We start from the raw sequence: 23,475 nt of genomic DNA, 5'->3' as shown, positions 1-23,475 counted from the left end.
TCGCTTTTGTCACCTCCAGCTTCAATCAACTACTACTTACGAAGTATTTTTAGTGGCGCCGCTGCCCCGACACCCCAGCCGGAAATTTCTAAAAAACTGCCGGGCGCTGTGTAAAGTTTTGGGCCAGGGCCGCCGCCCAATTGCCTGGCCGGCATTCACCTCGCGCTTGCATGCTTGTTTGCCCACAGGTAGAAAATTGGCATTGCCTTGATTTGCCTTGAGGAAGCCCGCCATGTCCAACTCGCTCATCATTCCCTGCCTGCGCTACCGCGACGCGGCCGCCGCCATCGACTGGCTGTGCAGCGCTTTCGGTTTTGAGAAACAGGCGGCCTATCCCAACCCCGACGGTTCCATCGCGCATGCGCAGCTCACGCTGGACGGCGGCATGGTCATGCTGGGCTCGGTGGGCAAGGTGCCCACCGAGTGGGGCAAGCTGATACGCCAGCCCGATGAACTCGGCGGCGTGGAGACACAAAGCGCCTACGTCTGCGTGCGCGATGCCGACGCCGCGTATGCGCGCGCCAGGGCGGCGGGCGCCGCCATCGTGATAGACATCAAGGACGAGAACTACGGCGGCCGCGGCTTCAGCTGCCGCGACCCCGAAGGCCACCTGTGGAGCATAGGCAGCTACAACCCCTGGTGAGCGGCCGGCGCTTTCCGTGCTCCCGCCGCGCCGCGAATTTGCGCTATAAGCGGCGAAGGCCACAAGAAAAAACGGGAAGCGCATTGAGAGTCCACATCTATACCGACATCGACACCCTGTTCGGCCGCGCCGCCCGCCTGTGGATGGACGTGCTGCTGCAGGCCGGGCACGAGGCCGAGTTCATCGACATGGGCAACAGCACCGAGGCGCCGTTGCCCGACGCCGGCCCCAGCGACATCAACCTGCTGATCGCCGGCATCTACGCCCTTCCGCGCTTTGCCAGGCAAGGCCTGCCGCGGCACGGCAAGCACGTGCTCTGGATGTTCGACCCGCTGACGCGCGACGCGTCGGCCACGGTGCACAGCTACAAGGCCGGGCTGTTCGATGCCATCGCGCCCGGCCTGCATGCCGTGATGGCCATGGACGCCGCCATCGCGCGCTACCTCGCGCAGCATTTCCCGGCGCTCACCACCTTTCACCTGCCCTACCTCGTGGCGGACAAGCACGTGCGTGAGCCGCTGGCCGAAGCGTTGAGAAGCCGGGACATCGTCATGCTGGGCGGCGACACGCTACGCCGGCGCGAGGCCGAGCGCCTGTTCCTCGCGAATGACACAAGCAGGCCGCTGAAAGCCGAGTTCATCTGGAGCGGCCTCTGGGGCGCGGCGCGGGATGCCTGCCGCGCCGGCGCGCGCATCCACCTCAACGTCCATGCCGATGCCGAGCTGCACTACTTCGACCAGTTCCGCACCTTTGAGGCCTGGGCGGCCGGCACGGCCGTGGTGTCCGACAGCTTTGAAGGCTGGGAGGATTTCGGCATCCAGCCCGGCGTGCACCTGGCCATGGCCGAACTGCAAGACCTGCCGTGGGCCTGCGCGGAACTGCTGGCCGACGTGCCGCGGCGCGAAGCCATGGTGCGCGCCTCGCAGGCCTTGCTGCGCGAGCGCTTTTCGCCGGCGGCATGGCAGGGCCGCATGCTGGCGATGATGGAAAGCATCGCCTGAGCATGGCGGAGATCTCCCGGCAGGAACTGATCGCGCTGCGGCTGGCCAGCCACCGCCTGGCGCCTGCCCTGTCTTCAAAGCCGGCCCCGTTCAAGCGGGTCGAGCAGGCCGTGCAATGGCTGGGCGCCGTGCAGGCACAGGAATACGCCCATGCCCGCTGGGCCGTCGGTTCACGCTTCACAGGCGATGCCGCCATCAGCGACGCGGCCGTCGAACAGGCACTGGCCCAGCGCAAGCTGGTGCGCAGCTGGGTCTTGCGCGGCACGCTGCACATTGTTGCGGCGGCCGAACTGCGCTGGATGCTGGCCCTGGCCGCGCCGGCCTTGCTGACCCGTACCGCGGCCGCCTACCGCGAAGTCAATCTCGATGAAGCCGCTTTCCGAAAAATCCTTCCGGCCCTGCGCGAGTGCCTGGAGGGCGGCCGGCAGCTCACGCGCGTAGAACTTTTTGCCGCGCTCGCGCAGCGCCGCATCAACACCGAAGGCCATCGCGGCGGGCGCATCCTGTACCGCGCGGCCCAGACCGGGCTGCTCTGCCTGGGCGATCCGCAGGGCAAGCAGGCGCGCTACACCTTGCTTGATGAATGGCTGCCGCTCGAAGCTGAATTACCTCGCGAGGATGCGCTCCAGCAACTGGCGCAGCGCTACTTCGCCAGCCACGGCCCCGCTACGCTGGCCGATTTCACCTGGTGGTCTGGGCTGGTGGCCAGCGAAGCCAGGACGGCGCTGGAGATGGCCGCGCCCGGCCTCACGCATGCACTGTTTGAGGGCAGTACCGTGTGGTGGTCCAAACGCACACCGGTACCTGTGCAGTCGGCCGGCAAGCCGGCGCTGCAGTTGCTGGCGGGCTTTGACGAGTACGTGCTGGGCTACACGGACCGCCAGGCCATCGTCGACCCCGCGCATGCGGCCAAACTCATGACACCCAACGGCCTGTTCCGCCCGGCTTTGCTGCTCGGCGGCCGCGTCGCCGGCACGTGGCAGGCGGAGCTCAAAAAGGGCGCGCTCAACATCAGCACCGCGCCTTTCGCGCCGCTGCCGCGCGGCAGCGGCGGCGTGCTGCGGCTTGCAGCACAGCGCTACGCGGACTTCATGGCCCTCCCGCTCGGGGAAGTGGGCTGAGACATCACAAGGGTTTACCCGGTCGAACTTTATGATTCGCGCCAGGTCAGCACATTACTCAGGTATAGAAGTCCCGGGTGCATCTGCCTTGCGCCGGCGCTACTATCGCCCCAGTCCTAGTCGGCCCATCCTTCCTTCAGATATTGAGGAGCGCATCCATGACAAAGCTGAACGTCAACGGTACCGTGCGTGAGTTTGAAGTGGAGGACGACACACCGCTGCTGTGGGTCCTGCGCGAGCAGCTCGGGCTCACCGGCACCAAATACGGCTGCGGTATCGCGGCCTGCGGCGCCTGCACCGTGCACATCGACGGCGTGCCGACACGCAGCTGCGTGCGGCCCGTCTCCACGGTGAGCGCCACCGAAAAAATCGTGACCATCGAAGGCCTGTCGCCCGACGGTTCGCACCCGGTGCAGAAGGCCTGGGTGGCGCTGGACGTTCCGCAGTGCGGCTACTGCCAGTGCGGCATGGTGATGACGGCGGCGGCGCTGCTCAAGGCCAAGCCGAACCCGACGGATGCCGACATCAACGAGGCGATGACCAACATCTGCCGATGCGGCACCTACAACCGCATCCGTGCCGCCATCAAGGTCGTTGCCGCGGGCGGTAGCACCAAGAGCGCGGCGCTCGCCATCCAGCACACCGACGGGAGCACGACATGAGCACGACCACCCTGCCCTCCTCATCCGCTTCCACATCGCGCGGCCTGTCGCGCCGCCGCTTCCTCGCCTCGGGCGCGTCGGCCGGCCTGGTGGTCGGTTTCCACATTCCCTTCGCCGGCACGGCCGCGGCCCAGGGCGCCGACGCGCCGGAGATCAACGCCTGGGTCGTGGTGCGTCCCGACGACACCGTCATCATCCGCATCGCCCGCTCTGAAATGGGCCAGGGCAGCCTGACCGGCCTGGCGCAGCTGGTGGCCGAAGAGCTGGAATGCAACTGGGCCAAAGTCACCACCGAATACCCGACACCGGGGCAGAACCTCGCGCGCAACCGCGCCTGGGGCAATTTCTCCACCGGCGGCAGCCGCGGCATCCGCGAGTCGCACGACTACGTGCGCAAGGGCGGTGCCACCGCCCGCATGATGCTGGTGCAGGCCGCGGCGGACGAATGGAAAGTGCCGGCGGCCGAATGCACGGCGGCCAGCAGCGTGATCACCCACACGCCGTCGGGCCGCAAGACCAGCTACGGCAAGGTGGCGCTTGCGGCGGCCAAGGTGGCGCCGCCCGCCGAGCCCAAGCTCAAGGATCCGAAAGACTGGAAGCTCGTGGGCAAGCGCCTGGCGCGCCTGGACACCACGGACAAGGTCACGGGCAAGCAGGTCTACGGCGCCGACCTCAAGCTCCCCGGCATGCTCAATGCGGCCATCAAGGACTGCCCGGTGTTCGGCGGCAAGGTCAAGAGCTTCAATGCCGCCGCCATCGAAAAGCGCCCGGGTGTGAAGAAGGTGCTGGCCGTCGGGGACAGCGCGGTGGCCGTCGTCGCCGACACCTGGTGGCGCGCCAAGACCGCGCTCGACGCGCTGCCCATCGAATGGGACAACGGCCCGAATGCCGCCAACTCCAGCGCCAGCGTGGCGCAGATGCTCAAGGCCGGGCTGGACGCGAACGACGCGGTCGTCGGCAACCAGAACGGCGACGCCAAGGCCGCGCTGGCGTCGGCCGCCAGGCGCATCGAAGCGGTGTACTCCTACCCGCACCAGAACCACGCGACCATGGAGCCCATGAACGCGACGGCGCGCTGGACGCCTGAGCGCTGCGAGGTCTGGACGCCCACCCAGAACGGCGAAGCGGCGCTGGCCGCCGCCTCCGAAGCGGCGGGGCTGCCGGTCGGCAAGTGCGAGGTCTACAAAATCCACCTGGGCGGCGGCTTCGGGCGGCGCGGCGCGGTGCACGACTGGGTGCGCCAGGCCGTCGACATCGCCAAGCAGATGCCGGGCGTGCCGGTCAAGCTGCTGTGGTCGCGCGAGGAAGACATGCTGCACGGCCGCTACCACCCGGTCACGCAGTGCAAGCTGCAGGCCGGGCTGGACGCGCAGGGCAACGTCACGGCCCTGCACATGCGCATCTCGGGCCAGTCCATCCTGGCCGGCGTGTTTCCGCAAAACATCAAGAACGGGCTGGATCCCGTGCAATTCCAGGGCCTGAACGCGCCCGGGCCTGAAGCCTCCATAGGCTACAGCTTCCCCAACCTGCTGATCGACCACGCGATGCGCAACCCCAGCGTGCCGCCCGGCTTCTGGCGCGGCGTGAACCTGAACCAGAACACCATCTACCTCGAATCCTTCATCGACGAGATCGCGTTTGCCACCCAGCAAGACCCGCTGGCCTTGCGCCGTAAACTCATGGGCAGCCACCCCAAGCACCTGGCCGTTCTCAACGCCGTGGCCGAACGCGTCAAATGGAATGTGCCGCCGCCCGACGTGGGCGGCCAGAAGGTGTTTCGCGGCCTGGCCCAGACCATGGGCTTCGGCAGCTATGTGGCGGCCTGCGCCGAGGTGTCGGTGAGCCCGGACGGCGTGCTCAAGGTGCACCGCATCGTGGCCGCCACCGATCCGGGTTACGCCGTCAACCCGCAGCAGATCGAGGCGCAAGTCGAAGGCTCTTTCGCCTATGGCCTGTCGGCGGCCCTGTTCGGCGAATGCACGCAGAAAGACGGGCGCATGGAGCAGGACAACTTCAGCACCTACCCCGTCGTGCAGATGCAGCACATGCCGGCGGTGGAAACCCTCATCGTGGCTTCGGGCGGCTTCTGGGGCGGCGTCGGTGAACCGACGATCGCGGTCGCCGCGCCCGCCGTCCTGAATGCCGTGTTCGCGGCGACGGGCAAACGCATACGCGACCTGCCGCTGAAGAACCACGACCTCAAGAAGGCATGAACTGGCAAGGGGCCGTCGCCGGCGGGATGATGATGATGGCGCCCTGGACCAGCTTCGCGCAGCCGGCGGCAGTGCCGCCGCTGCAGGTGGTTGGCGATGCCATCCCGCAGGCGCTGACGGCCACGCCCGGCGACCCGGCGCGCGGCCGCGCCATCGTCGCCAACCGCCAGCTGGGCCTGTGCCTGCTGTGCCATACCGGGCCGATTCCCGAAGAGCGCTTCCAGGGCAACCTGGCGCCCGACCTGGCCGGCGCGGGCACGCGCTGGAACGAAGGCCAGCTGCGCCTGCGCATCGCCGACGCACAGCGCCTGAACCCGGCCAGCATCATGCCCGCCTATTACCGCAGCGAAGGCCTGGCGCGCGTGGGGGCCGCCTGGCAGGGCAAGCCCATCCTGGACGCCCAGCAGATCGAGGACGTGGTGGCCTACTTGCGCACGCTGCGCAACTGAGACAAGCCATGACGATCACCAACGCTTCCCCGCTCAACCGACGCCATATCCTGGCAGGCGCCGCCGGCGTGGCCGCCAGCGTCGTGCTGCGGCCGGCCTCCGCCGCCGCGGGCGACCTGGCGGTGGCCATCAGCGCCTACACCCAGGGCGCGCCGGTACGCGCGGGCAAGGTCAAGCTCGACGTGGCCGAGCTGGTGGACAACGGCAATGTGGTGCCCATCACCGTCACGGTGGACAGCCCCATGACGGCCGCCGACCACGTGAAAAGCATTGCCGTCTTCAACGAGAAAAATCCCCAGCGCGACGTCGCCCGCTTCACCCTGGGGCCGCGCGCCGGCAAGGCCGCCGTGACCACGCGCATACGGCTGGCCACTTCGCAGCAGCTGGTGGCGGTGGCGCAGATGAGCGACGGCAGCTACTGGTCGCACACGGTCAATGTGATCGTCACCTTGGCAGCTTGCATCGAGGGAGAGCCTTGACATGGCCCGCACCCTGATCAACGCACCCACCAGGGCCAGGCGCGGCGAGGTCATCGAGATCCGCGCCACCATAGGCCACCCCATGGAAACCGGCTTTCGCGCCGGCGAGGACGGCAAGGTCTTGCCGCGCAACATCATCCAGGCTTTCAGTTGCCGCTACAACGGCGGACTGGTCTTCAGCGCCGAGCTGTTTTCAGCCGTCTCGGCCAACCCCTACATCGCCTTCCACACCGTGGCCACCGACAGCGGTACGCTGGTGCTCAACTGGGAAGGCGACAACGGTTTCACGCAGACGGAAAGCATCAGCCTGACCGTCTTGCCATGAGGCATTTCTTGCAAGGCCTGTTATCAAGCCTCCTGGTGGGCCTGCTGATCACCCACGCAGGCGCACAAACCGCGCCGGGCAAAGACACACGCCGCTCGGGCTTCGAGGACATGGGCGCCTCCACCCAGGCCATGCAGAAAGACGATGCGCTCAATCCCGGCATGCTGTGGGTCAAGGACGGCGAGGCGCTGTGGAAACAGCCGGCGGGCGCCAGCGGCAAGGCCTGCATCAGCTGCCATGCAGCGGCCCAGAGCAGCATGCGCGGCGTGGCGGCGCGCTACCCGGCGTTCGACACCCCGCTGGGCCGCCCCCTCACCCTGGGCCAGCGCATCAACCAATGCCGGCAGCAGCATCAGCAGGCCGCACCGCTACGCGCAGAAAGCGCCGAACTGCTGGGCCTGGAAGCTTACGTCGCGCTGCAGTCGCGCGGCCTGCCGCTGGCGCCGCCCGACGATGCCAGGCTGGAGCCCTTCCGCCAGCGCGGGCAGCAGCTGTTCGCGCAGCGCATCGGCCAGCTGAACCTGTCCTGCGCGCAATGCCATGACAGCCTGGCCGGCGGGCGCCTGGCCGGCAGCCTGATTCCCGAAGCGCACCCCACGGGCTACCCGGTGTACCGGCTCGAATGGCAGGCGTTGGGCTCGCTGCAGCGCCGCCTGCGCGGCTGCATGAGCGGCGTGCGCGCCCAACCCTATGCGTATGGTGCGCAGGAGCTGGTGGAGCTGGAGCTGTATCTGAATCGGCGAGCGCAGGGAATGCGCATGGAATCTCCAGGGGTTCGGCCCTAGAGGCGCTCAGCTTGCCAGTCGATCTGTTCAAACAGACGCATCAGCCTGGCCTGGCGCGTCCTGCTGAACTGTCCGACCCAGCCGATCCGGCCCAGCAGGTGCGAACGAAAGTCGGCAAGCTGCTCCTTGTTTTGCGACGCAGGCCCGTGCAGCACACTTTGATGCAAACACGCTTTAAGTCGATCGAAATCATCCCGCGGCACATTCGGACGAACGTTAACCACGACCCCGGTCACGCGCTGGCGTTGATGCCGAGGCAGGCAACGCGTCTTGTCGGGGTGCAGGGTAAAACCTTCATCGCGGACGATCTCCGCGACCCAGGCGTGCAAGGCGCGAAACTGCCGGCGCAGCGACTCCGGACCCGAAAATACCAGGTCATCGGCATAGCGCGTATAACTCGCGCCAAACACCCAGGCCAATCCCTCAAGCCGCAAATCAAGATTGAAAGCACAGAGGTTGGCCAGTGCCGGAGAGGTCGGCGCGCCCTGCGGCAAATGCGCGGAAACAAGGCGCTTGGCACCCATCCAATCCAGCCCGCCGTCGTCGCGCAAGCGCTCGACGACCATTTCCGCCGTGCGGTGTGTGCACAGCGTGGTGAGGCTTCGCGCCACGCCTTCGGGGTAACCCAGCGTGCGCCAAACGGCGTTGACATGCGCGGCTCCTACGCTGCCAAAGAAATCGCGTAAGTCAAAACGGATCACCACCGCTTGCCCCACATGGGCCGCCGCATGAGTTTTGACGGAACGGCCGGCGGTGAAGCCGTGCGCGGCCTCATGCACAGGTACCTGGTCCAGCAGCGTGTGCAGGATGTGGCGCTGCACACGCTTGAGTTCGGCCTTGGGTGTCTCCAGCAAACGCAGCCCGCCTGCCTGCTTGGCCTGCAGGCTATAGCGATAGTGCTCGACAACTCGCGGCGTCGCCGGGGCCAGCCAGTGCAATTGCTCGCGTGAGAGCTGGAGCCAGCGCGCCAGGTCCGCATCCGTGGGAATGTCGGGCAAGGTGCAAGCTTCCAGCCCCAACGGCCGGGGCCGCATCACTGCCGGACGCAGGATCAGCCGGCGGATGCGCGGCGGCCTTTCGGGCTGGGGATCATCCCGGTCGTCGCCCAACTGCGGGGCTTGCGGCTCATTGGAATCCTCTGGGTCTTCGTCGTCTTCCTCGCTGAAGGCCAGGGCAAAGGCAGGCAACTCTTCCAGCCGCCGCGCCAGCGAGGTGACGTCGAATTTTTGCCAGGTGATGGGGGACAGGACGGCCAGCGCTTCAAGCACCTGCCGGAGCCAGGCGGGGCGTTGCCCGAGCGCTGCCGCAGCCCTGGCCTGAAGCGCGCGCAAGCTGGTGCCGCCCGGCTTGCCCGCATCGGCGAGCAGTGCGCGAGCAAGGCCGCGTGTCATCAAATGTCGGGAGCTGGCTTCTCGCATGGAATTGGGTTGACGCCGGCATCCCAACCAGCAGGTCCTGCGTGAGCCCTGCGCGCAGAATGCGCGTGCAGCTCACGCGCCGAAATATCAACGTACAAAAAAACCATGGGGGTACCCCATGGTGCGGACAGGCAGCAACGAATCGCGTCCCGCTCGCAACACTTGGAATGCTGGCGTCGTGGAAATTCTAATGGTCTGCCTGCGCAACAAATGACTCTTCGGCGCTGCGGTGACCGCAAAACAACAAGAGAATGCTTTTGTCGTCTGCCCCCTGCACGTGAAAAAAAGTAGCTCAGATTCCGCTGGCCGTCGCTGCCATTCAAAGTTCAGGCAAAAAAAAGCCCGGGACACCCGGGCTTTTTGCTGCGTGCTGCGTGCTGCGCGGCTTACTTCCGCGCAGGCGGCAAGTCCGTGCAGCTGCCGTGCGCCACTTCCGCCGCCATGCCCATGCTTTCGCCCAGCGTGGGGTGCGGGTGTATCGTCTTGCCGATGTCGACGGCGTCGGCGCCCATCTCGATGGCCAGCGCGATTTCGCCGATCATGTCGCCGGCATGCGTTCCGACGATGCCGCCACCGAGTATCTTGCCGTGGCCGTGCGCTTCAGGGCTGTCGTCAAACAGCAGCTTGGTGAAACCTTCGTCGCGGCCGTTGGCGATGGCACGCCCGGACGCCGTCCAGGGGAAGAGCCCTTTCTTGACCTTGATGCCCTGTGCCTTGGCCTGGTCCTCGGTGAGGCCCACCCAGGCGATTTCGGGGTCGGTATAGGCGACGCTGGGGATCACGCGCGCGTTGAAGGCAGCGCTGGCGAGTTCCTTGTTGCCTTGCAGTTCGCCGGCGATGACCTCGGCGGCCACGTGCGCTTCGTGCACGGCCTTGTGCGCGAGCATGGGCTGGCCCACGATGTCGCCGATGGCGAAGATGTGGGGCACGTTGGTGCGCATCTGGATGTCGACGGGGATGAAGCCGCGGTCGCTCACGCTGATGCCGGCCTTGTCGGCGGCGATCTTCTTGCCGTTGGGCGTGCGGCCCACGGCCTGCAGCACCAGGTCGTAGGTCTGCGGCGCCGGGGCGCCCTCGCCTTCAAACGTGACCTCGATGCCGGCCTTGGTCGCCTTGGCACCCACGGTTTTGGTCTTGAGCATGATGTTGTCGAAACGCGGCGCGTTCATCTTCTGCCAGACCTTGACGAGGTCGCGGTCGGCGCCCTGCATCAGGCCGTCCATCATCTCGACCACGTCGAGGCGCGCACCCAGGGTGGAGTACACGGTGCCCATTTCGAGGCCTATGATGCCGCCGCCCAGGATCAGCATGCGTTTGGGAACTTCCTTGAGGTCCAGCGCGCCGGTGGAGTCCACCACACGCGGATCGACCGGCATGAAAGGCAGGCGCACCGCTTGCGAGCCGGCGGCAATGATGCAGTTCTTGAAGGCGATGGTTTGTTTTTTGCCCGACTTTTCCTGCGCGTTGCCGGTGGTCTCTTCAACCTCCAGGTGATGGGCACCGACAAACTGGCCCAGGCCGCGCACCACGGTGACCTTGCGCATCTTGGCCATGGCCGTCAGCCCGCCGGTGAGCTTGCCGACGACTTTTTCCTTGTGCGTGCGCAGTTTGTTGATGTCGAGCTTGGGTTCACCAAAACTCACACCCAGGCTGTCGAAATGCTTGACCTCATCCATCACGGCGGCCACGTGCAGCAGCGCCTTGGAGGGAATGCAACCCACGTTGAGGCAGACGCCGCCCAGCGTGGCATAGCGCTCGACCAGCACGACCTTCAGGCCCAGGTCGGCGGCGCGGAAGGCGGCCGAATAACCGCCGGGGCCGGCGCCGAGCACCAGCACGTCGCAGTCGAGGTCGGCGGAGCCGCTGAAGCTGGCGGCCGCTGGCGCGGGCGCGGCGGGCGCGCTGGCAGCCGGTGCGGGCGCAGGGGCCGCAGCCGGCTTCTTCTCCGGCGCGGGTGCGGGCGCAGCCGCAGCGGCGCCGGAAGCTTCCAGTGTCAGCACCACGGACCCTTGCTTGACCTTGTCGCCGAGCTTGACCTTGACTTCCTTGACCACGCCGGCGGCGGAGGACGGGATTTCCATGGATGCCTTGTCGCTTTCCACGGTGATCAGGCTTTGCTCGGCCTTGATGGTGTCGCCGGGCTTGACCAGCACTTCAATCACGGACACTTCGTCAAAATCGCCAATGTCCGGCACCTTGATGTCTACCAGGCTGGATGCGCTCATTTGGAGGCTTTCAATTTAAGGGTGAATATGTCGACGGGGCCTGCGGAGTTCTTGTCGAACTCGCAGCCCGCGTTGAGGCCGGCCATGGCCACTTCGCGCGCGGTCTTGGCTTTGTCCCAGGCGGCATGCATGGCGCCCAGCGCGAAGCTGCGGCCCGAGCCTATGCCCCAGAATTCCTTGAACTCGAAGACTTCGCGGTAGCTGTAGAGGCCGTAGATGCCGCTGGCGTTGGCGATGACGACGGTGAACTGGCTGGACTCATAGGGGTCGTTGTCGTCTTCCTTGGTCTGCAGGAAGAACGTCTCCTTGAGCAGCGGGTGCAGCTTGACGAAGGTGTCGAACACCTCGTCGCGCGAACCCAGCTTGAGCTGGTCCTTGGGCAAGGCCGCCATGGCCTTGCGCAGCACCGGGAAATGCGCGACCGTGCCGGCCATGCCGACGTAGCTCAGGCCGGCGGGCGTGTCGACCTTGAAGATCTTGCTGTTGGCCTCGAAACGCTGGCCCAGGCGGGTGTCGCCGAAGGTGACCAGCGTGTCGGCGGCGATGGCAACCTGCCCCGCTTTTTTGACGACTACTAGCGTTGTCATCTTTGATTAGAGGAGGACGCGGCGGAAGTCGCCCAGGATCTGGCCCAGGTAGGCATTGAAGCGCGCGGCGGCGGCGCCGTCGATCACGCGGTGGTCCCAGCTCAGCGACAGCGGCAGCATCAAGCGAGGCTGGAAGGCCTTGCCGTCCCAGACCGGCTCGGTCGAGCTTTTGCAGACGCCCAGGATGGCGACTTCAGGCGCGTTGATGATGGGCGTGAAGTAGCGCCCGCCTATGCCGCCCAGCGAGGAGATCGTGAAGCAGGCGCCGGACATGTCGGCCGGGCTCAGCTTGCCGTCGCGCGCCTTCTTGGCGAGCTCGCCCATCTCTTGCGAGATCTGCACGATGCCCTTCTGGTCGGCGTTCTTGATGACGGGGACGACCAGGCCGTTGGGGGTGTCGGCGGCGAAGGCGACGTTGTAGTACTGCTTGAGCACCAGCTGGTCGCCGTCGAGCGAGGCGTTGAACTCGGGGAATTTCTTGAGCGCGGCGACCGAGGCCTTGATCAGGAAGGCCAGCATGGTGATCTTGATGCCGGCTTTCTCGTTTTCCTTGTTCATGAGCACGCGGAAGGCTTCGAGTTCGGTGATGTCGGCATCGTCGTGGTTGCAGACGTGCGGGATCATCACCCAGTTGCGGTGCAGGTTGGCGCCGCTGATCTTCTTGATGCGCGACATGTCCTTGCGCTCGACCGGGCCAAACTTGGTGAAGTCGACCTTGGGCCATGGCAGCAGGTCCAGCCCTGCCCCGCCGCCCGAAGACGCGGGCGCCCTGGCGGCCTGCGCCTGGGTGCGGACGCTGCCGTCCATCACCGACTTGGTGAAGGCCTGCACGTCGTCCTGCGTGATGCGGCCCTTGGGGCCCGAACCCTTGACTTCGGCCAGCGGCACGCCGAGTTCGCGCGCGAACTTGCGCACCGAGGGCGAGGCATGCGGCAGGCTGCCCTGGGGGGCGGTGGTGGGGTCGTGGGCGGGCTGGCTGGCGGCGGGTACGGCGGCAGGCGCAGGCGCGGACGCCGTGGCAGGTGCCGAAGCGGCTGCAGGCGCCGCGGGTGCCGGTGCGGCAGCGGGCGCTGCGGTGGCAACAGAGCCTTCCAGCTCGGCCAGCAGGTCGCCGATGTTGACGACGTCGCCCATCTTGACCTTGAGCTCCTTGAGCACGCCGGCGGCGGACGACGGGATTTCCATCGAGGCCTTGTCGGATTCGACGGTGATCAACGATTGCTCAGCCTTGATGGTGTCGCCGGGCTTGACCAGGATTTCAATGACGGACACGTCCTTGAAGTCGCCGATGTCGGGCACGCGGACTTCGACGGGTCCGGAGGCGGAAGGTGCGGCGGCGGGCGCCGGTGCCGGCGCGCTGGCCGCGGGGGCGGCAGGCGCAGCAGCGGGTTTTGCCGCCGCAGCCGGCGCTGGAGCTGGTGCAGCAGCGGCTTCGGCCCCCGCGACTTCCAGCGTCAGCACGACCGAGCCCTGCTTGACCTTGTCGTCGAGCTTGACCCGCAGTTCCTTGACCACACCGGCGTGGCTGGAAGGGATTTCCATGGAGGCCTTGTCGGACTCCACGGTGATCAGCGATTGCTCTGCCTTGACGGTGTCGCCGGGCTTGACCAGCAATTCGATCACCGTCACTTCGTCGAAATCCCCGATATCAGGAACTTGAATGTCTACCACTGCCATATCTTGTCTCCGTTTGCTTCAGGCGTCTGTGCGTCTACGTCAGGGTTTTAACTCAAGCGTAAAGCGGATTGATTTTGTCGACATTGATGCCGTACTTCTTGATGGCTTCGCTCACCTTGGCGACGGGCACCGTGCCCTCTTCGCTGAGCGCCTTCAGGGCCGCCACGACGATGTAGTGGCGGTTGATCTCGAAGTGCTCGCGCAGCTTGCTGCGGAAGTCGCTGCGGCCGAAACCGTCGGTGCCCAGCACCTTGAAGGTGCGGCCCTTGGGGATGAAGGAGCGGATCTGCTCGGCGTAGGCCTTCATGTAGTCGGTCGAGGCGATGACGGGGCCGGTGTGCTTTTCAAGCTGCTCGGCGACAAACGGCACCTTGGCTTTTTCGGCCGGGTGCAGCAGGCTCCAGCGCTCGGCGCTCTGGCCGTCGCGGGCCAGTTCGTTGAAGCTCGGGCAGCTCCAGACGTTGGCGGCAACGCCCCACTCTTTTTCGAGCAGTTCCTGCGCGGCGATGGACTCGCGCAGGATGGTGCCGGAGCCCAGCAGCTGGACGCGCGGCGTGAGTTTCGCGCCTTCCTTGCACAGGTACATGCCCTTGATGATCTGCTCTTCGGTGCCGGGCTTGAGGCCGGGCATGGCGTAGTTCTCATTGAGCAGCGTGATGTAGAAATAAACGTTGTCCTGCTTCTCGACCATGCGCTTGAGGCCGTGGTGCAGGATGACGCCGACTTCGTGCGCGAAGGTCGGGTCGTAGCTGATGCAGTTGGGGATGGTGCCGGCCAGGATGTGGCTGTGGCCGTCTTCGTGCTGCAGGCCTTCGCCGTTGAGCGTGGTGCGGCCCGAGGTGCCGCCCAGCAGGAAGCCGCGCGCCTGCATGTCGCCGGCCGCCCAGGCCAGGTCGCCGATGCGCTGGAAGCCGAACATCGAGTAGTACACGTAGAACGGCACCATGATGCGGTTGTTGGTGCTGTACGAGGTGGCCGCCGCGATCCAGCTGCTCATGCCGCCGGCTTCGTTGATGCCTTCCTGCAGGATCTGGCCCTGTTTGTCTTCCTTGTAGTACATCACCTGGTCTTTGTCGACCGGCGTGTATTTCTGGCCGTCAGGGTTGTAGATGCCGATCTGGCGGAACAGGCCTTCCATGCCGAAGGTGCGGGCCTCGTCGACCAGGATGGGCACCACGCGCGGGCCCAGGGCCTGGTCACGCAGCAGCTGCGTGAGGAAGCGCACATAGGCCTGGGTGGTGGAGATTTCGCGGCCTTCTGCCGTGGGCTCGATCACCGACTTGAAGGTCTCCAGCGCGGGCACGGTGAACTGCTCGTCGGCCTTGACGCGGCGGTGCGGCAGGTAGCCGCCCAGGGCCTTGCGGCGCTCGTGCAGGTAGCGCATCTCGGGCGTGTCTTCGGCCGGCTTGTAGAAGGGGATGTCGGCCAGCTGGCTGTCGGGGATCGGGATGTTGAAGCGGTCGCGGAAGGCCTTGATGTCTTCGTCGGCCAGTTTTTTGGTCTGGTGGACGTTGTTCTTGCCTTCGCCGATCTTGCCCATGCCGAAGCCCTTGACGGTCTTGATCAGCAGGACGGTGGGCTGGCCCTTGTGGTTGACCGCCTTGTGGAAGGCCGCATAGACCTTTTGCGAATCGTGGCCGCCGCGGCGCAGGTTGAAAATGTCCTCGTCGCTCATCTTGGCGACCATCTCGAGCGTGCGCGGGTCCTGGCCGAAGAAATGCTTGCGCACGTAGGCGCCGTCATTGGCCTTCATGGCCTGGTAGTCGCCGTCCAGCGTGTCCATCATGACCTTCTTGAGCGCGCCGTCCTTGTCGCGGGCGAGCAATGGGTCCCAGTTGCTGCCCCAGAGCAGCTTGATGACGTTCCAGCCGGCGCCGCGGAACTCGCCTTCGAGCTCCTGGATGATCTTGCCGTTGCCGCGCACCGGGCCGTCCAGGCGCTGCAGGTTGCAGTTGATGACGAAGACCAGGTTGTCGAGCTTCTCGCGCGCGGCCAGGCCGATGGCGCCCATGGACTCGACTTCGTCCATCTCGCCGTCGCCGAGGAAGGCCCAGACCTTGCGGTTTTCGGTGTTGGCGATGCCGCGGGCATGCAGGTACTTGAGGAAACGCGCCTGGTAGATCGCCATCAGCGGGCCCAGGCCCATGGAGACGGTGGGGAACTGCCAGAACTCGGGCATCAGCTTGGGATGCGGATAGCTGGACAGGCCCTTGCCGTCGACTTCCTGGCGGAAGTTGAGCAGTTGCTCTTCGGTCAGGCGGCCTTCGAGGTAGGCGCGGGCATAGACGCCGGGCGACACGTGGCCCTGGATGTAGAGGCAGTCGCCGCCGTGCTCTTTACCCGGTTCATTGCTCTCGGCGTGCCAGAAGTGGTTGAAGCCCGCGCCGAACAGGCTGGCCAGCGAGGCGAAGGAGCCGATGTGGCCGCCCAGGTCGCCGCCGTCGGCGGGGTGCAGGCGGTTGGCCTTGACCACCATGGCCATGGCGTTCCAGCGCATGTAGGCGCGCAGGCGCTCCTCGATCTCGAGATTGCCGGGCGAGCGCTCTTCCTGGTCGGTCTCAATGGTGTTGACGTAGCCGGTGTTGGCCGAGAAAGGCATGTCGATGCTCTTCTGGCGGGCGTGCTCCAGCAGTTGCTCCAACAGGAAATGGGCGCGCTCCGGGCCCTCGCTTTCGATGACGGCGGACAAGGCGTCCATCCATTCGCGGGTTTCCTGGCTGTCTTTGTCCAGCGCATCGTTGGCGGCGGCGCGCAAGTTGTCGCCGGCTTGGGTGGGATTGGCAGCCATTTTTGTCTCCTGAGTAGCCTGATAAAGCTTTGTTAACCTGCGCTACGGCCTCTTGTCGAGCCGCGCGCAGAGCCTGTGTCCAACTTGGGTCTAAGCGTGTTGTAAACGCAAATTAGATTCAAGTCTCTAGTTTCCCACAATATTCGCACAATTTCAAATAGTGCCTACTCATTTCACATTAAGAAATATAAAAGTAAGCACACGTCGCATTGATGGTGATTCACTTCACCTTAAAGGATCAGGGTCAACCCAGCTACGCCGAGGGCATCTCCCTTAAACTGCACCCTTCCTCTTATGACCCAGCAAGCCCCCGCCCCCGCCGACATCGCGGCAAATCCCGCTCCCCTGGCCCTGTGGCGCCGCTGGTGGCGCCGGCAGTCGCCGTCGCGCCAGGACCGTTTCATCACACTGGGCCCGCTGCTGGCCGTGGTGCTTTTCCTGGCGGCCGTGATCGCCGCTTTCGGCTACCTGCGCATCGAGGAAATCGACCGCGAGCAGCAGGCCGTCAAGCGCGACGTGGAATACGCCCAGCAGCGCCTGCGCCTGCGCCTCCTGGAGCGGCAGGAGCAGCTGATGCGCATAGGCCGCGACGTCTCGAACAAGGAAATCGACACCGAGGAATTCATCAGCCAGGCCGAATCGCTGGTCAACCAGTATCCCGAGCTGATGGCGGTGACCTGGGTGGACAGCAAACGCCGCATCAAGGTCGCCTACGTATCACCAAGCGCCAACGCCAGCCAGCTGCGCGGCGCGGGCGAGCAGCTCAAGGTCGGCGAGACCGACGGCACTTATGACCTGGCCCGGGACTTGCGCCAACCCGTGTATTCACGCCCGCTGGCGGCCAAGGAGGCCGGCGGCTACAACGCCCCCACCCTGCAGTTGCAGGTGCCGCTGGACGACCAGGGAAAATTCGCCGGCGTGATCATGGGCGAATACTCCATCGACGGGCTGCTGCGCTTCGGCGTGCCGACCGAGGTCACGGCCAAATACGCGGTGACCCTGGTCGACGACAAAAACCAGGTGCTGGCGGGCAACCTGCCGCCGCCGCGCAATCCCGCGGCCCGGCTGCTGCCCTGGTCCGATGGCGCGGCCGAATACGAGATACCGGTCTCGCCGGTCGGCAACGGCCTGCTGATACGCGCCGAGGGCTACCGCGCCTCGCTGGGCGTGGTCGGCAGCGGCTTCTTCTGGCTGGTCAGCGCCCTGAGTGCGCTCACGGTCTGGATGCTGCTGGGCACCTGGCGCCACACGCGCCGCCGCGTGCAGGCCCAGCAGGCGCTGATCTCCGAAACCAACTTCCGCCGCGCCATGGAAAACTCCATGCTGACCGGCATGCGCGCGCTGGACCTGCAGGGCCGCATCACCTACGTCAACCCGGCTTTCTGCCAGATGACGGGCCTGACCGAAGGCGACCTGGTGGGCCGCACGCCGCCGTTTCCGCACTGGCCCGAAGGCGAGATCGACACCCTGATGCAGAGGCTGGACGACGAGCTGCACGGCCGCACGCCGCCGGGCGGCTTTGAGGTGCGCGTGAAACGCAAAAACGGCCAGATCTTCGACGCCCGCATGTACGTCTCGCCGCTGATTGACCCGCGCGGGCAGCAGACCGGCTGGATGACCTCGATGACGGACATCACCGAGCCCAAGCGCATCCGCGAGGAACTGACCGCCTCCTACGAGCGCTTCACCACGGTGCTGGAGGGGCTGGATGCGGCCGTCTCCGTGGCGCCGCTGGGCAGCGAGGAACTGCTGTTCGCCAACAAGCTTTACCGCTCCTGGTTCGGCGGCGAGGTGTCGGGCCACCTGAACCTGATCGCGCAGGCCGGCGTGCCCAGCGCCGTGCCCACCGACGACACGCTGGACGCGGTCGACGGCCTGGCCGGCTTCCCGACCGACACGCTGACGGCGGCGCAAACGGAGAACGCTGAAATCTTCGTGCCCGAACTCAGCAAATGGCTGGAAGTTCGTTCGCGCTACCTGACCTGGGTGGACGGCCGCCTGGCGCAGATGGTGATCGCCACCGACATCACGCCGCGGCGCCATGCCGAAGAGCAGGCCGCCCAGCAGAACGAACGCGCCCAGACCGCCAGCCGCCTGATCACCATGGGCGAGATGGCCTCCAGCGTGGCGCATGAGCTGAACCAGCCGCTCACGGCCATCAACAATTACTGCAACGGCATGGTGTCGCGCATCAAGGGCAAACAGATCAGCAACGAAGACCTGCTGATCGCACTGGACAAGACCGCCAAGCAGGCACACCGCGCCGGGCAGATCATCCAGCGCATACGCTCCTTCGTGAAACGCAGCGAGCCCAACCGCACGGCGGCCGACGTGGCCACCATGGTCAGCAATGCCATGGAGCTGGCCGACATCGAGCTGCGCCGCCACCACGTGCGCCTGAGCCACTACATCGCCGCCCGCCTGCCCGAAATCATGGTGGACCCCATCCTGATCGAGCAGGTGCTGATCAACCTGATGAAAAACGCGGCCGAATCCATAGAGCAGGCGCACCTGCCCACGGCGCGGCGCAGCGTCGAGCTGCGCGTGGTGCCCAAGCAGATTGAAGACCAGGCCGTGGTGGAGTTTTCGGTGCTTGACACCGGGCGCGGCCTATCGCCCGAAGTCATGGGCCGGCTCTATGAAGCCTTCTATTCCACCAAGGCCGAAGGCATGGGCATAGGCCTGAAGCTGTGCCGCAGCATTGTCGAGTCCCACCAGGGAAGAATGGAGGCCGAGAACCTCTACAATGGGGACGAAGTGGTGGGGTGCCGGTTTACCTTCTGGATCCCTGTGACACCCCTGCTCTTGCCGACGGCGCCAGCCGGCGACAACACGGCAGCCAGGAACGCAGGCGTTCACTGAAAACCCTTCAAGAACCGTCTCTTGAGAAGTTCACGAAAGAAAGTTTGGCATGAGCTTGATTCCCAAAAAAGGTACCGTCTACGTCGTTGATGATGACGAGGGCGTGCGCGACTCGCTGCAGTGGCTGCTCGAAGGCAAGGACTACCGCGTCCGCTGCTACGACTCCGCCGAAACTTTCCTCTCCCGCTACGACCCGCGCGAAGTGGCCTGCCTGATCGTCGACATCCGCATGGGCGGCATGACCGGGCTGGAACTGCAGGACCGCCTGGTCGAGCGCAAATCGCCGCTGCCCATCGTGTTCATCACCGGCCACGGCGACGTGCCCATGGCGGTCAACACCATGAAAAAGGGCGCAATGGACTTCATCCAGAAGCCTTTCCAGGAAGAAGCCCTGGTCAACCTGGTCGAGCGCATGCTGGAGCAGGCCAAGGAAGCCTTCAGCGAATTCCAGCAGTCCGCCAGCCGCGACGCCCTGCTGGCCAAGCTGACCTCGCGCGAAGCCCAGGTGCTCGAGCGCATCGTGGCGGGCCGCCTCAACAAGCAGATCGCCGACGACCTCGGCATCAGCATCAAAACGGTGGAGGCGCACCGCGCCAACATCATGGAAAAGCTCAACGCCAACACCGTGGCCGACCTGCTCAAAATCGCCCTGGGGTCCAACGCGCCCAAGGCCTGACCCCCTCTTTCGCTGTCCCCTGATAGCTTTAACGCCCGTATTGATTGGACCAGCGGGCGTTTTTACTTTGAGAAACCGATTCAAAAATGACCGCCCAGCTGATTGACGGAAACGCCCTCTCCAAACAATTGCGCGCCGAAGTCGCCCGGCGGGCCGCTGCCCTTCGCGCACGCGGTGTCACGCCCGGCCTGGCCGTGGTGCTGGTCGGCGAAAACCCGGCCAGCCAGGTCTATGTGCGCAACAAGGTCAAAGCCTGCGAGGACAACGGCCTGCATTCGGTGCTCGAAAAATACCCCGACACCCTCAGCGAAGCCGACCTGCTGGCACGCGTCGACGCGCTCAACAGGGACCCGTCCATCCACGGCATCCTGGTGCAGCTGCCGCTGCCGGCCCACATCGACGCGCACAAGGTCATTGAGGCCATCTCGCCGGCCAAGGACGTGGACGGCTTTCACGTCGCCAGCGCCGGTGCGCTCATGGTCGGCCAGCCGGGCTTCTGGCCCTGCACGCCTTACGGCTGCATGAAGATGCTGGAAAGCATCCATTACGACCTCAAGGGCAAGCATGCCGTGGTGATTGGCCGCAGCAACATCGTCGGCAAGCCCATGGCGTTGATGCTGCTGCAGAAGAACGCCACCGTGACCGTCTGCCACAGCGCGACGAAAGACCTCAAGGCCATGACGCTGCAGGCCGACGTGATCGTGGCCGCCGTCGGCAAGCGCAATGTGCTGACGGCCGACATGGTCAAGCCCGGCGCTGTCGTGATCGACGTGGGCATGAACCGCAACGACGAAGGCAAGCTCTGCGGCGACGTGGATTTTGAGGATGTGAAGGAAGTCGCGGGCTACATCACGCCGGTGCCCGGCGGTGTCGGCCCCATGACCATTACCATGCTGCTGGTCAATACCCTAGAGGCCGCGGAGCGCGTCTGATTAAAAGAAACTGCACCCGTCAACAACGGCTGTGCGCTCCTTTTATTGAAGACTAGGGCGAATTCACTCAATGTACTTGAGGCATTTCGAATAGGCCCAGCCGCAGCACTGGGAGCTCTGAAGCGAAGTGAGTTCACCCAAATGGGTTGAACTTGGCCACGCTTCGCTCTTTTAGCATTTGAGTCAAAGTCAGCCCTGTCGAGAAAGCCCGATCCATTGCGCTCACACAGAGCGTAATTCTTGCAACTAGCTCAGGCGTACTCATGTCTTTATGCTGGTCATTTATCAGCATAAAGGCAACCCTAAATGCATTCAAATTGCTGTACACAAAAATAATCTGTTCTGCGATCTCCGGTCCTAATAGCCCGATCTTTCCCACCACCTCTTCATAGTATCTATCCACAGGCTTTTCGAGGCTCCGGAATAAAAGTTGATCTTTTTTGCCGTCTTGAATCATCTCAAGAGAATCGTGGAAAACCTTCCTCAGCAACGGCGCAGCCTCTTTGTATGAGGATAGTGTTGAATTCCGTCGAAATCTGATCCAGTTAGCGCAGTAATTTCCATCCAAATCTGACCCACGTAGGCACTACCCTGCTTGTTTTAAAAGCAGGGGAATTCAGGAGTGATAGACGTGGCGACATTGAATGTCATCAGACGTTGGGCATTGAGGGATCAGATGTCCATCCGCGAGATCTCAAGGCGTACAGGCCTGGCTCGCAACACAGTGAAGAAGCACCTGCGATCGGAAGAGAGCGAGCCCAAGTACCCAAGACGGGTCAGCTCAAGCAAGCTCGATCCCTACGCCGAGAAGCTGGCCACCTGGCTGGTAATCGAGGCAACAAAATCGCGGAAACAGCGGCGCACTTTGAGGCAGATCCACACAGACTCAGCCCAAAAAGGAGAAAACCAAGAACTTATCCACATCGTGAGCAGCTTCTGCTCACAAAGAGTGTGGGTCAAGATTCGATGGAAAACTCGGGTCAGACTTCAGTGCAATTCAACACACTCGTCTGTTATCTCTACCTTGGAGTTCTTTCCACTCAAGCTGATTGCGAAAATAGGCGTCGCTATCGGCGATCCAGCCGGATACCAAGTGGTTGCTATGGATCAGTATGACGGCTCTTGTTAGCCCGGAGAGAATCAACCCCAGGACGAACACCGTCAGCACCCAATACGGCCAGTTCTGAACGCGCCATTTCTCGACCGCGCCCACTAAACCTAACATCGCTACCGCGCCACCACCGTTTACCGCAAGCAGGTATTGAAGAGAACCCTCACTATGACCAATCAGAAGGCCATTGAGTTGAAGAAAACGGTGCTCATGATGCCGAACTCGGATTTCATGCAACTGGGGCGAAGAGTCTGAATGTCTGTCTGCAGGGGTGGACGGATTTACCATTGTTAATCCTGAAATTCTGATTGAGCATAACGACCAAACGGTGGATTGACACCCTTCATTTGGATGATGTTTGCTTGCGGTGCCCTTAGCACGAGACACCCACTTTTAGTTGATCCCGAGGCCTTGCAGATCGCGGCTCGGGGGACGCATCCCCTTGGCGCATGTCCAAAAAAACTCAGGCGGCGCTGGAAATTCAGCCTCCGGCCCCGTGGAGGCCGCAGCGAGGCGAGGCGACGCGGCTAGGCGGCGCCATCCTTTGTCGAACTGCCCAGACACCAAAGCGTCCAGCCTGCCGCCAGCCACTGCGCCAAGTACATGGCCGTTCCCAGGCCATGCCAGAGCTTGAGGTTGCCGCCTTCAGCGCGCGCGCTCACGATGCGCGGCGCGATACCAAACTCCACCAGCAAGGCCAGCAGCAAGCCCGCCACGACGAATTTCATCGCGGCTCGCGCCTGTTGCGCGAGTGCTTGATCGTCTTTTTTATTGAGCACCAGCAGCAGAAGCATGGCGCAGCCGGCACTGACCCAGGTTTGTGCGGTGAAGAGCTTGGCCGCCATGGCGCCGGCCGCAGCGGGTGCGCCCAGGTTGGCGAACAGCATGGGGACGACGACGAATCCGAGCGTCGTCAGACTACCCCACCATAGGGCCGCCACCATCACATTGAAGCGCTGCTTCATCAATGGAAGCTCAGATGTACATCACCGCAATGATTTCGTAGCGCTTGATGCCGCCGGGCGCCTGGACTTCGGCGGTATCGCCCTCGTCCTTTCCGATCAGGGCGCGCGCGATCGGTGAGCTGATGTTGACCCGGCCCTGCTTGATGTCGGCCTCGTCTTCGCCGACGATCTGGTAGGTCACCTTGTCGCCGGTTTCTTCGTCTTCCAGTTCGATGGTCGAGCCGAACACCACCTTGCCGCCCGCGTCCAGCTCGGACGGGTCAATGATCTGCGCGGCGGAGAGTTTGCCTTCGATTTCCTGGATGCGGCCTTCGATGAAGCCCTGGCGATCCTTGGCGGCATCGTATTCGGCGTTCTCGCTCAGGTCGCCCTGGGCGCGCGCTTCGGAAATCGAATTGATGACCCAGGGGCGGTCAACGGTCTTGAGCTGGTGCAGCTCGGCCTTGAGGCTTTCCGCGCCGCGCTTGGTAATGGGAATGGTGGCCATGTTTTTTGCTCCTGCAAAAGCGAAACCGCCACCAGTCACCTGGCGGCGGCGCTTGAATCCAAAATTTCA

Annotated in this window: 21 protein-coding genes and 1 pseudogene; 13 read left to right on the top strand and 9 right to left on the bottom strand. The window is 64.4% G+C overall.

All coding sequences use genetic code 11. The features are described 5' to 3' along the window. The first annotated feature begins 232 nt into the window (after window positions 1-232). The 9 genes from ACSQ27_RS04525 (at window position 233) to soxA (ending at window position 7,678) form a co-directional block, all read left to right on the top strand. Window positions 233-643, top strand: coding sequence for a VOC family protein (locus tag ACSQ27_RS04525; protein ID WP_436154269.1), 411 nt, complete (start codon window positions 233-235; stop codon window positions 641-643). A gap of 83 nt (window positions 644-726) precedes the next feature. Further along, the gene (locus ACSQ27_RS04520; RefSeq protein ID WP_436154268.1) at window positions 727-1,644 is read left to right on the top strand and encodes a glycosyltransferase family protein; all 918 of its coding nucleotides are present in this window, start codon (window positions 727-729) and stop codon (window positions 1,642-1,644) included. 2 nt (window positions 1,645-1,646) lie between these two features. Continuing rightward, window positions 1,647-2,765, top strand: a complete 1,119-nt coding sequence (locus ACSQ27_RS04515; protein WP_436154267.1) for a winged helix DNA-binding domain-containing protein — start codon at window positions 1,647-1,649, stop codon at window positions 2,763-2,765. A gap of 158 nt (window positions 2,766-2,923) precedes the next feature. After that, window positions 2,924-3,427 (top strand): (2Fe-2S)-binding protein, encoded by a 504-nt coding sequence (locus tag ACSQ27_RS04510; protein WP_436154266.1) that lies wholly within the window; start codon window positions 2,924-2,926, stop codon window positions 3,425-3,427. Then, window positions 3,424-5,640, top strand: coding sequence for a molybdopterin cofactor-binding domain-containing protein (locus ACSQ27_RS04505; RefSeq protein WP_436154265.1), 2,217 nt, complete (start codon window positions 3,424-3,426; stop codon window positions 5,638-5,640). The genes ACSQ27_RS04510 and ACSQ27_RS04505 overlap by 4 nt, the downstream gene beginning before the upstream one ends. Then, on the top strand, window positions 5,637-6,089 hold the full coding sequence (soxX, locus tag ACSQ27_RS04500) for a sulfur oxidation c-type cytochrome SoxX (protein ID WP_436154264.1): 453 nt from the start codon (window positions 5,637-5,639) through the stop codon (window positions 6,087-6,089). Before ACSQ27_RS04505 ends, soxX begins: the two co-directional genes overlap by 4 nt. Window positions 6,090-6,097: 8 nt before the next feature. Next, window positions 6,098-6,568 carry a SoxY-related AACIE arm protein gene (locus tag ACSQ27_RS04495; protein WP_436154263.1) on the top strand — a complete coding sequence of 157 codons (471 nt, stop codon included), beginning with the start codon at window positions 6,098-6,100 and terminating at the stop codon, window positions 6,566-6,568. Between the two features lies 1 nt (window position 6,569). Next, the gene (gene soxZ / locus ACSQ27_RS04490; protein WP_436154262.1) at window positions 6,570-6,893 is read left to right on the top strand and encodes a thiosulfate oxidation carrier complex protein SoxZ; all 324 of its coding nucleotides are present in this window, start codon (window positions 6,570-6,572) and stop codon (window positions 6,891-6,893) included. Further along, the gene (soxA, locus tag ACSQ27_RS04485; RefSeq protein WP_436154261.1) at window positions 6,890-7,678 is read left to right on the top strand and encodes a sulfur oxidation c-type cytochrome SoxA; all 789 of its coding nucleotides are present in this window, start codon (window positions 6,890-6,892) and stop codon (window positions 7,676-7,678) included. Before soxZ ends, soxA begins: the two co-directional genes overlap by 4 nt. Here soxA and ACSQ27_RS04480 read toward each other — a convergent pair. The 5 genes from ACSQ27_RS04480 to aceE form a co-directional block, all read right to left on the bottom strand. After that, entirely contained in the window at window positions 7,675-9,069 is a 1,395-nt protein-coding gene (locus tag ACSQ27_RS04480; RefSeq protein ID WP_436154260.1) for a reverse transcriptase family protein, read from the bottom strand. The two genes, soxA and ACSQ27_RS04480, sit on opposite strands and share 4 nt — an antisense overlap. 413 nt (window positions 9,070-9,482) lie before the next feature. Then, window positions 9,483-11,321, bottom strand: a complete 1,839-nt coding sequence (gene lpdA, locus ACSQ27_RS04475; protein ID WP_436154259.1) for a dihydrolipoyl dehydrogenase — start codon at window positions 11,319-11,321, stop codon at window positions 9,483-9,485. Continuing rightward, window positions 11,318-11,908 (bottom strand): MFS transporter, encoded by a 591-nt coding sequence (locus ACSQ27_RS04470; protein ID WP_436154258.1) that lies wholly within the window; start codon window positions 11,906-11,908, stop codon window positions 11,318-11,320. Before ACSQ27_RS04470 ends, lpdA begins: the two co-directional genes overlap by 4 nt. 6 nt (window positions 11,909-11,914) lie before the next feature. After that, a complete protein-coding gene (aceF, locus tag ACSQ27_RS04465) occupies window positions 11,915-13,585 on the bottom strand; it encodes a dihydrolipoyllysine-residue acetyltransferase (protein ID WP_436154257.1) in 1,671 nt (556 codons plus the stop codon). 52 nt (window positions 13,586-13,637) lie between these two features. Further along, window positions 13,638-16,373, bottom strand: coding sequence for a pyruvate dehydrogenase (acetyl-transferring), homodimeric type (gene aceE, locus ACSQ27_RS04460; RefSeq protein WP_436154256.1), 2,736 nt, complete (start codon window positions 16,371-16,373; stop codon window positions 13,638-13,640). A gap of 294 nt (window positions 16,374-16,667) precedes the next feature. On the opposite strand from aceE, the gene ACSQ27_RS04455 reads away from it, so the two are divergent. The 3 genes from ACSQ27_RS04455 to folD all read left to right on the top strand — a co-directional run bounded on the left by ACSQ27_RS04455 (window position 16,668) and on the right by folD (window position 20,843). Then, window positions 16,668-19,235, top strand: a complete 2,568-nt coding sequence (locus ACSQ27_RS04455; protein ID WP_436154255.1) for a PAS domain-containing sensor histidine kinase — start codon at window positions 16,668-16,670, stop codon at window positions 19,233-19,235. 49 nt (window positions 19,236-19,284) lie between these two features. Beyond that, complete coding sequence (locus tag ACSQ27_RS04450) at window positions 19,285-19,911, top strand: response regulator transcription factor (RefSeq protein ID WP_411877690.1); 627 nt, start codon at window positions 19,285-19,287, stop codon at window positions 19,909-19,911. Between the two features lie 86 nt (window positions 19,912-19,997). Next, a complete protein-coding gene (folD, locus tag ACSQ27_RS04445) occupies window positions 19,998-20,843 on the top strand; it encodes a bifunctional methylenetetrahydrofolate dehydrogenase/methenyltetrahydrofolate cyclohydrolase FolD (RefSeq protein ID WP_436154254.1) in 846 nt (281 codons plus the stop codon). 133 nt (window positions 20,844-20,976) lie between these two features. Here the strand turns inward: folD and ACSQ27_RS04440 are convergent, their stop codons facing one another. Next, a complete protein-coding gene (locus tag ACSQ27_RS04440; protein WP_436154253.1) occupies window positions 20,977-21,300 on the bottom strand; it encodes a hypothetical protein in 324 nt (107 codons plus the stop codon). Window positions 21,301-21,465: 165 nt separating this feature from the next. Here ACSQ27_RS04440 and ACSQ27_RS04435 point away from each other — a divergent pair. Beyond that, window positions 21,466-21,744 (top strand): annotated as a pseudogene (locus ACSQ27_RS04435) (IS21 family transposase); the annotation flags it as partial. A gap of 96 nt (window positions 21,745-21,840) precedes the next feature. On the opposite strand, the gene ACSQ27_RS04430 reads toward ACSQ27_RS04435, so the two are convergent. The 3 genes from ACSQ27_RS04430 to greA form a co-directional block, all read right to left on the bottom strand. Beyond that, window positions 21,841-22,242 carry a hypothetical protein gene (locus ACSQ27_RS04430; RefSeq protein ID WP_436155434.1) on the bottom strand — a complete coding sequence of 134 codons (402 nt, stop codon included), beginning with the start codon at window positions 22,240-22,242 and terminating at the stop codon, window positions 21,841-21,843. A gap of 239 nt (window positions 22,243-22,481) precedes the next feature. Beyond that, the gene (locus tag ACSQ27_RS04425; RefSeq protein WP_436154252.1) at window positions 22,482-22,919 is read right to left on the bottom strand and encodes a DUF4149 domain-containing protein; all 438 of its coding nucleotides are present in this window, start codon (window positions 22,917-22,919) and stop codon (window positions 22,482-22,484) included. 10 nt (window positions 22,920-22,929) lie between these two features. Beyond that, window positions 22,930-23,406, bottom strand: coding sequence for a transcription elongation factor GreA (gene greA, locus ACSQ27_RS04420; protein WP_436154251.1), 477 nt, complete (start codon window positions 23,404-23,406; stop codon window positions 22,930-22,932). Window positions 23,407-23,475: the final 69 nt, after the last annotated feature.

The organism is Polaromonas sp. LjRoot131, assembly GCF_964252805.1.
Lineage (GTDB): Bacteria > Pseudomonadota > Gammaproteobacteria > Burkholderiales > Burkholderiaceae_C > Polaromonas.
The sequence above is the reverse complement of the archived record's forward strand: the minus strand, read 5'-3'. Positions and strand labels throughout refer to the sequence as shown.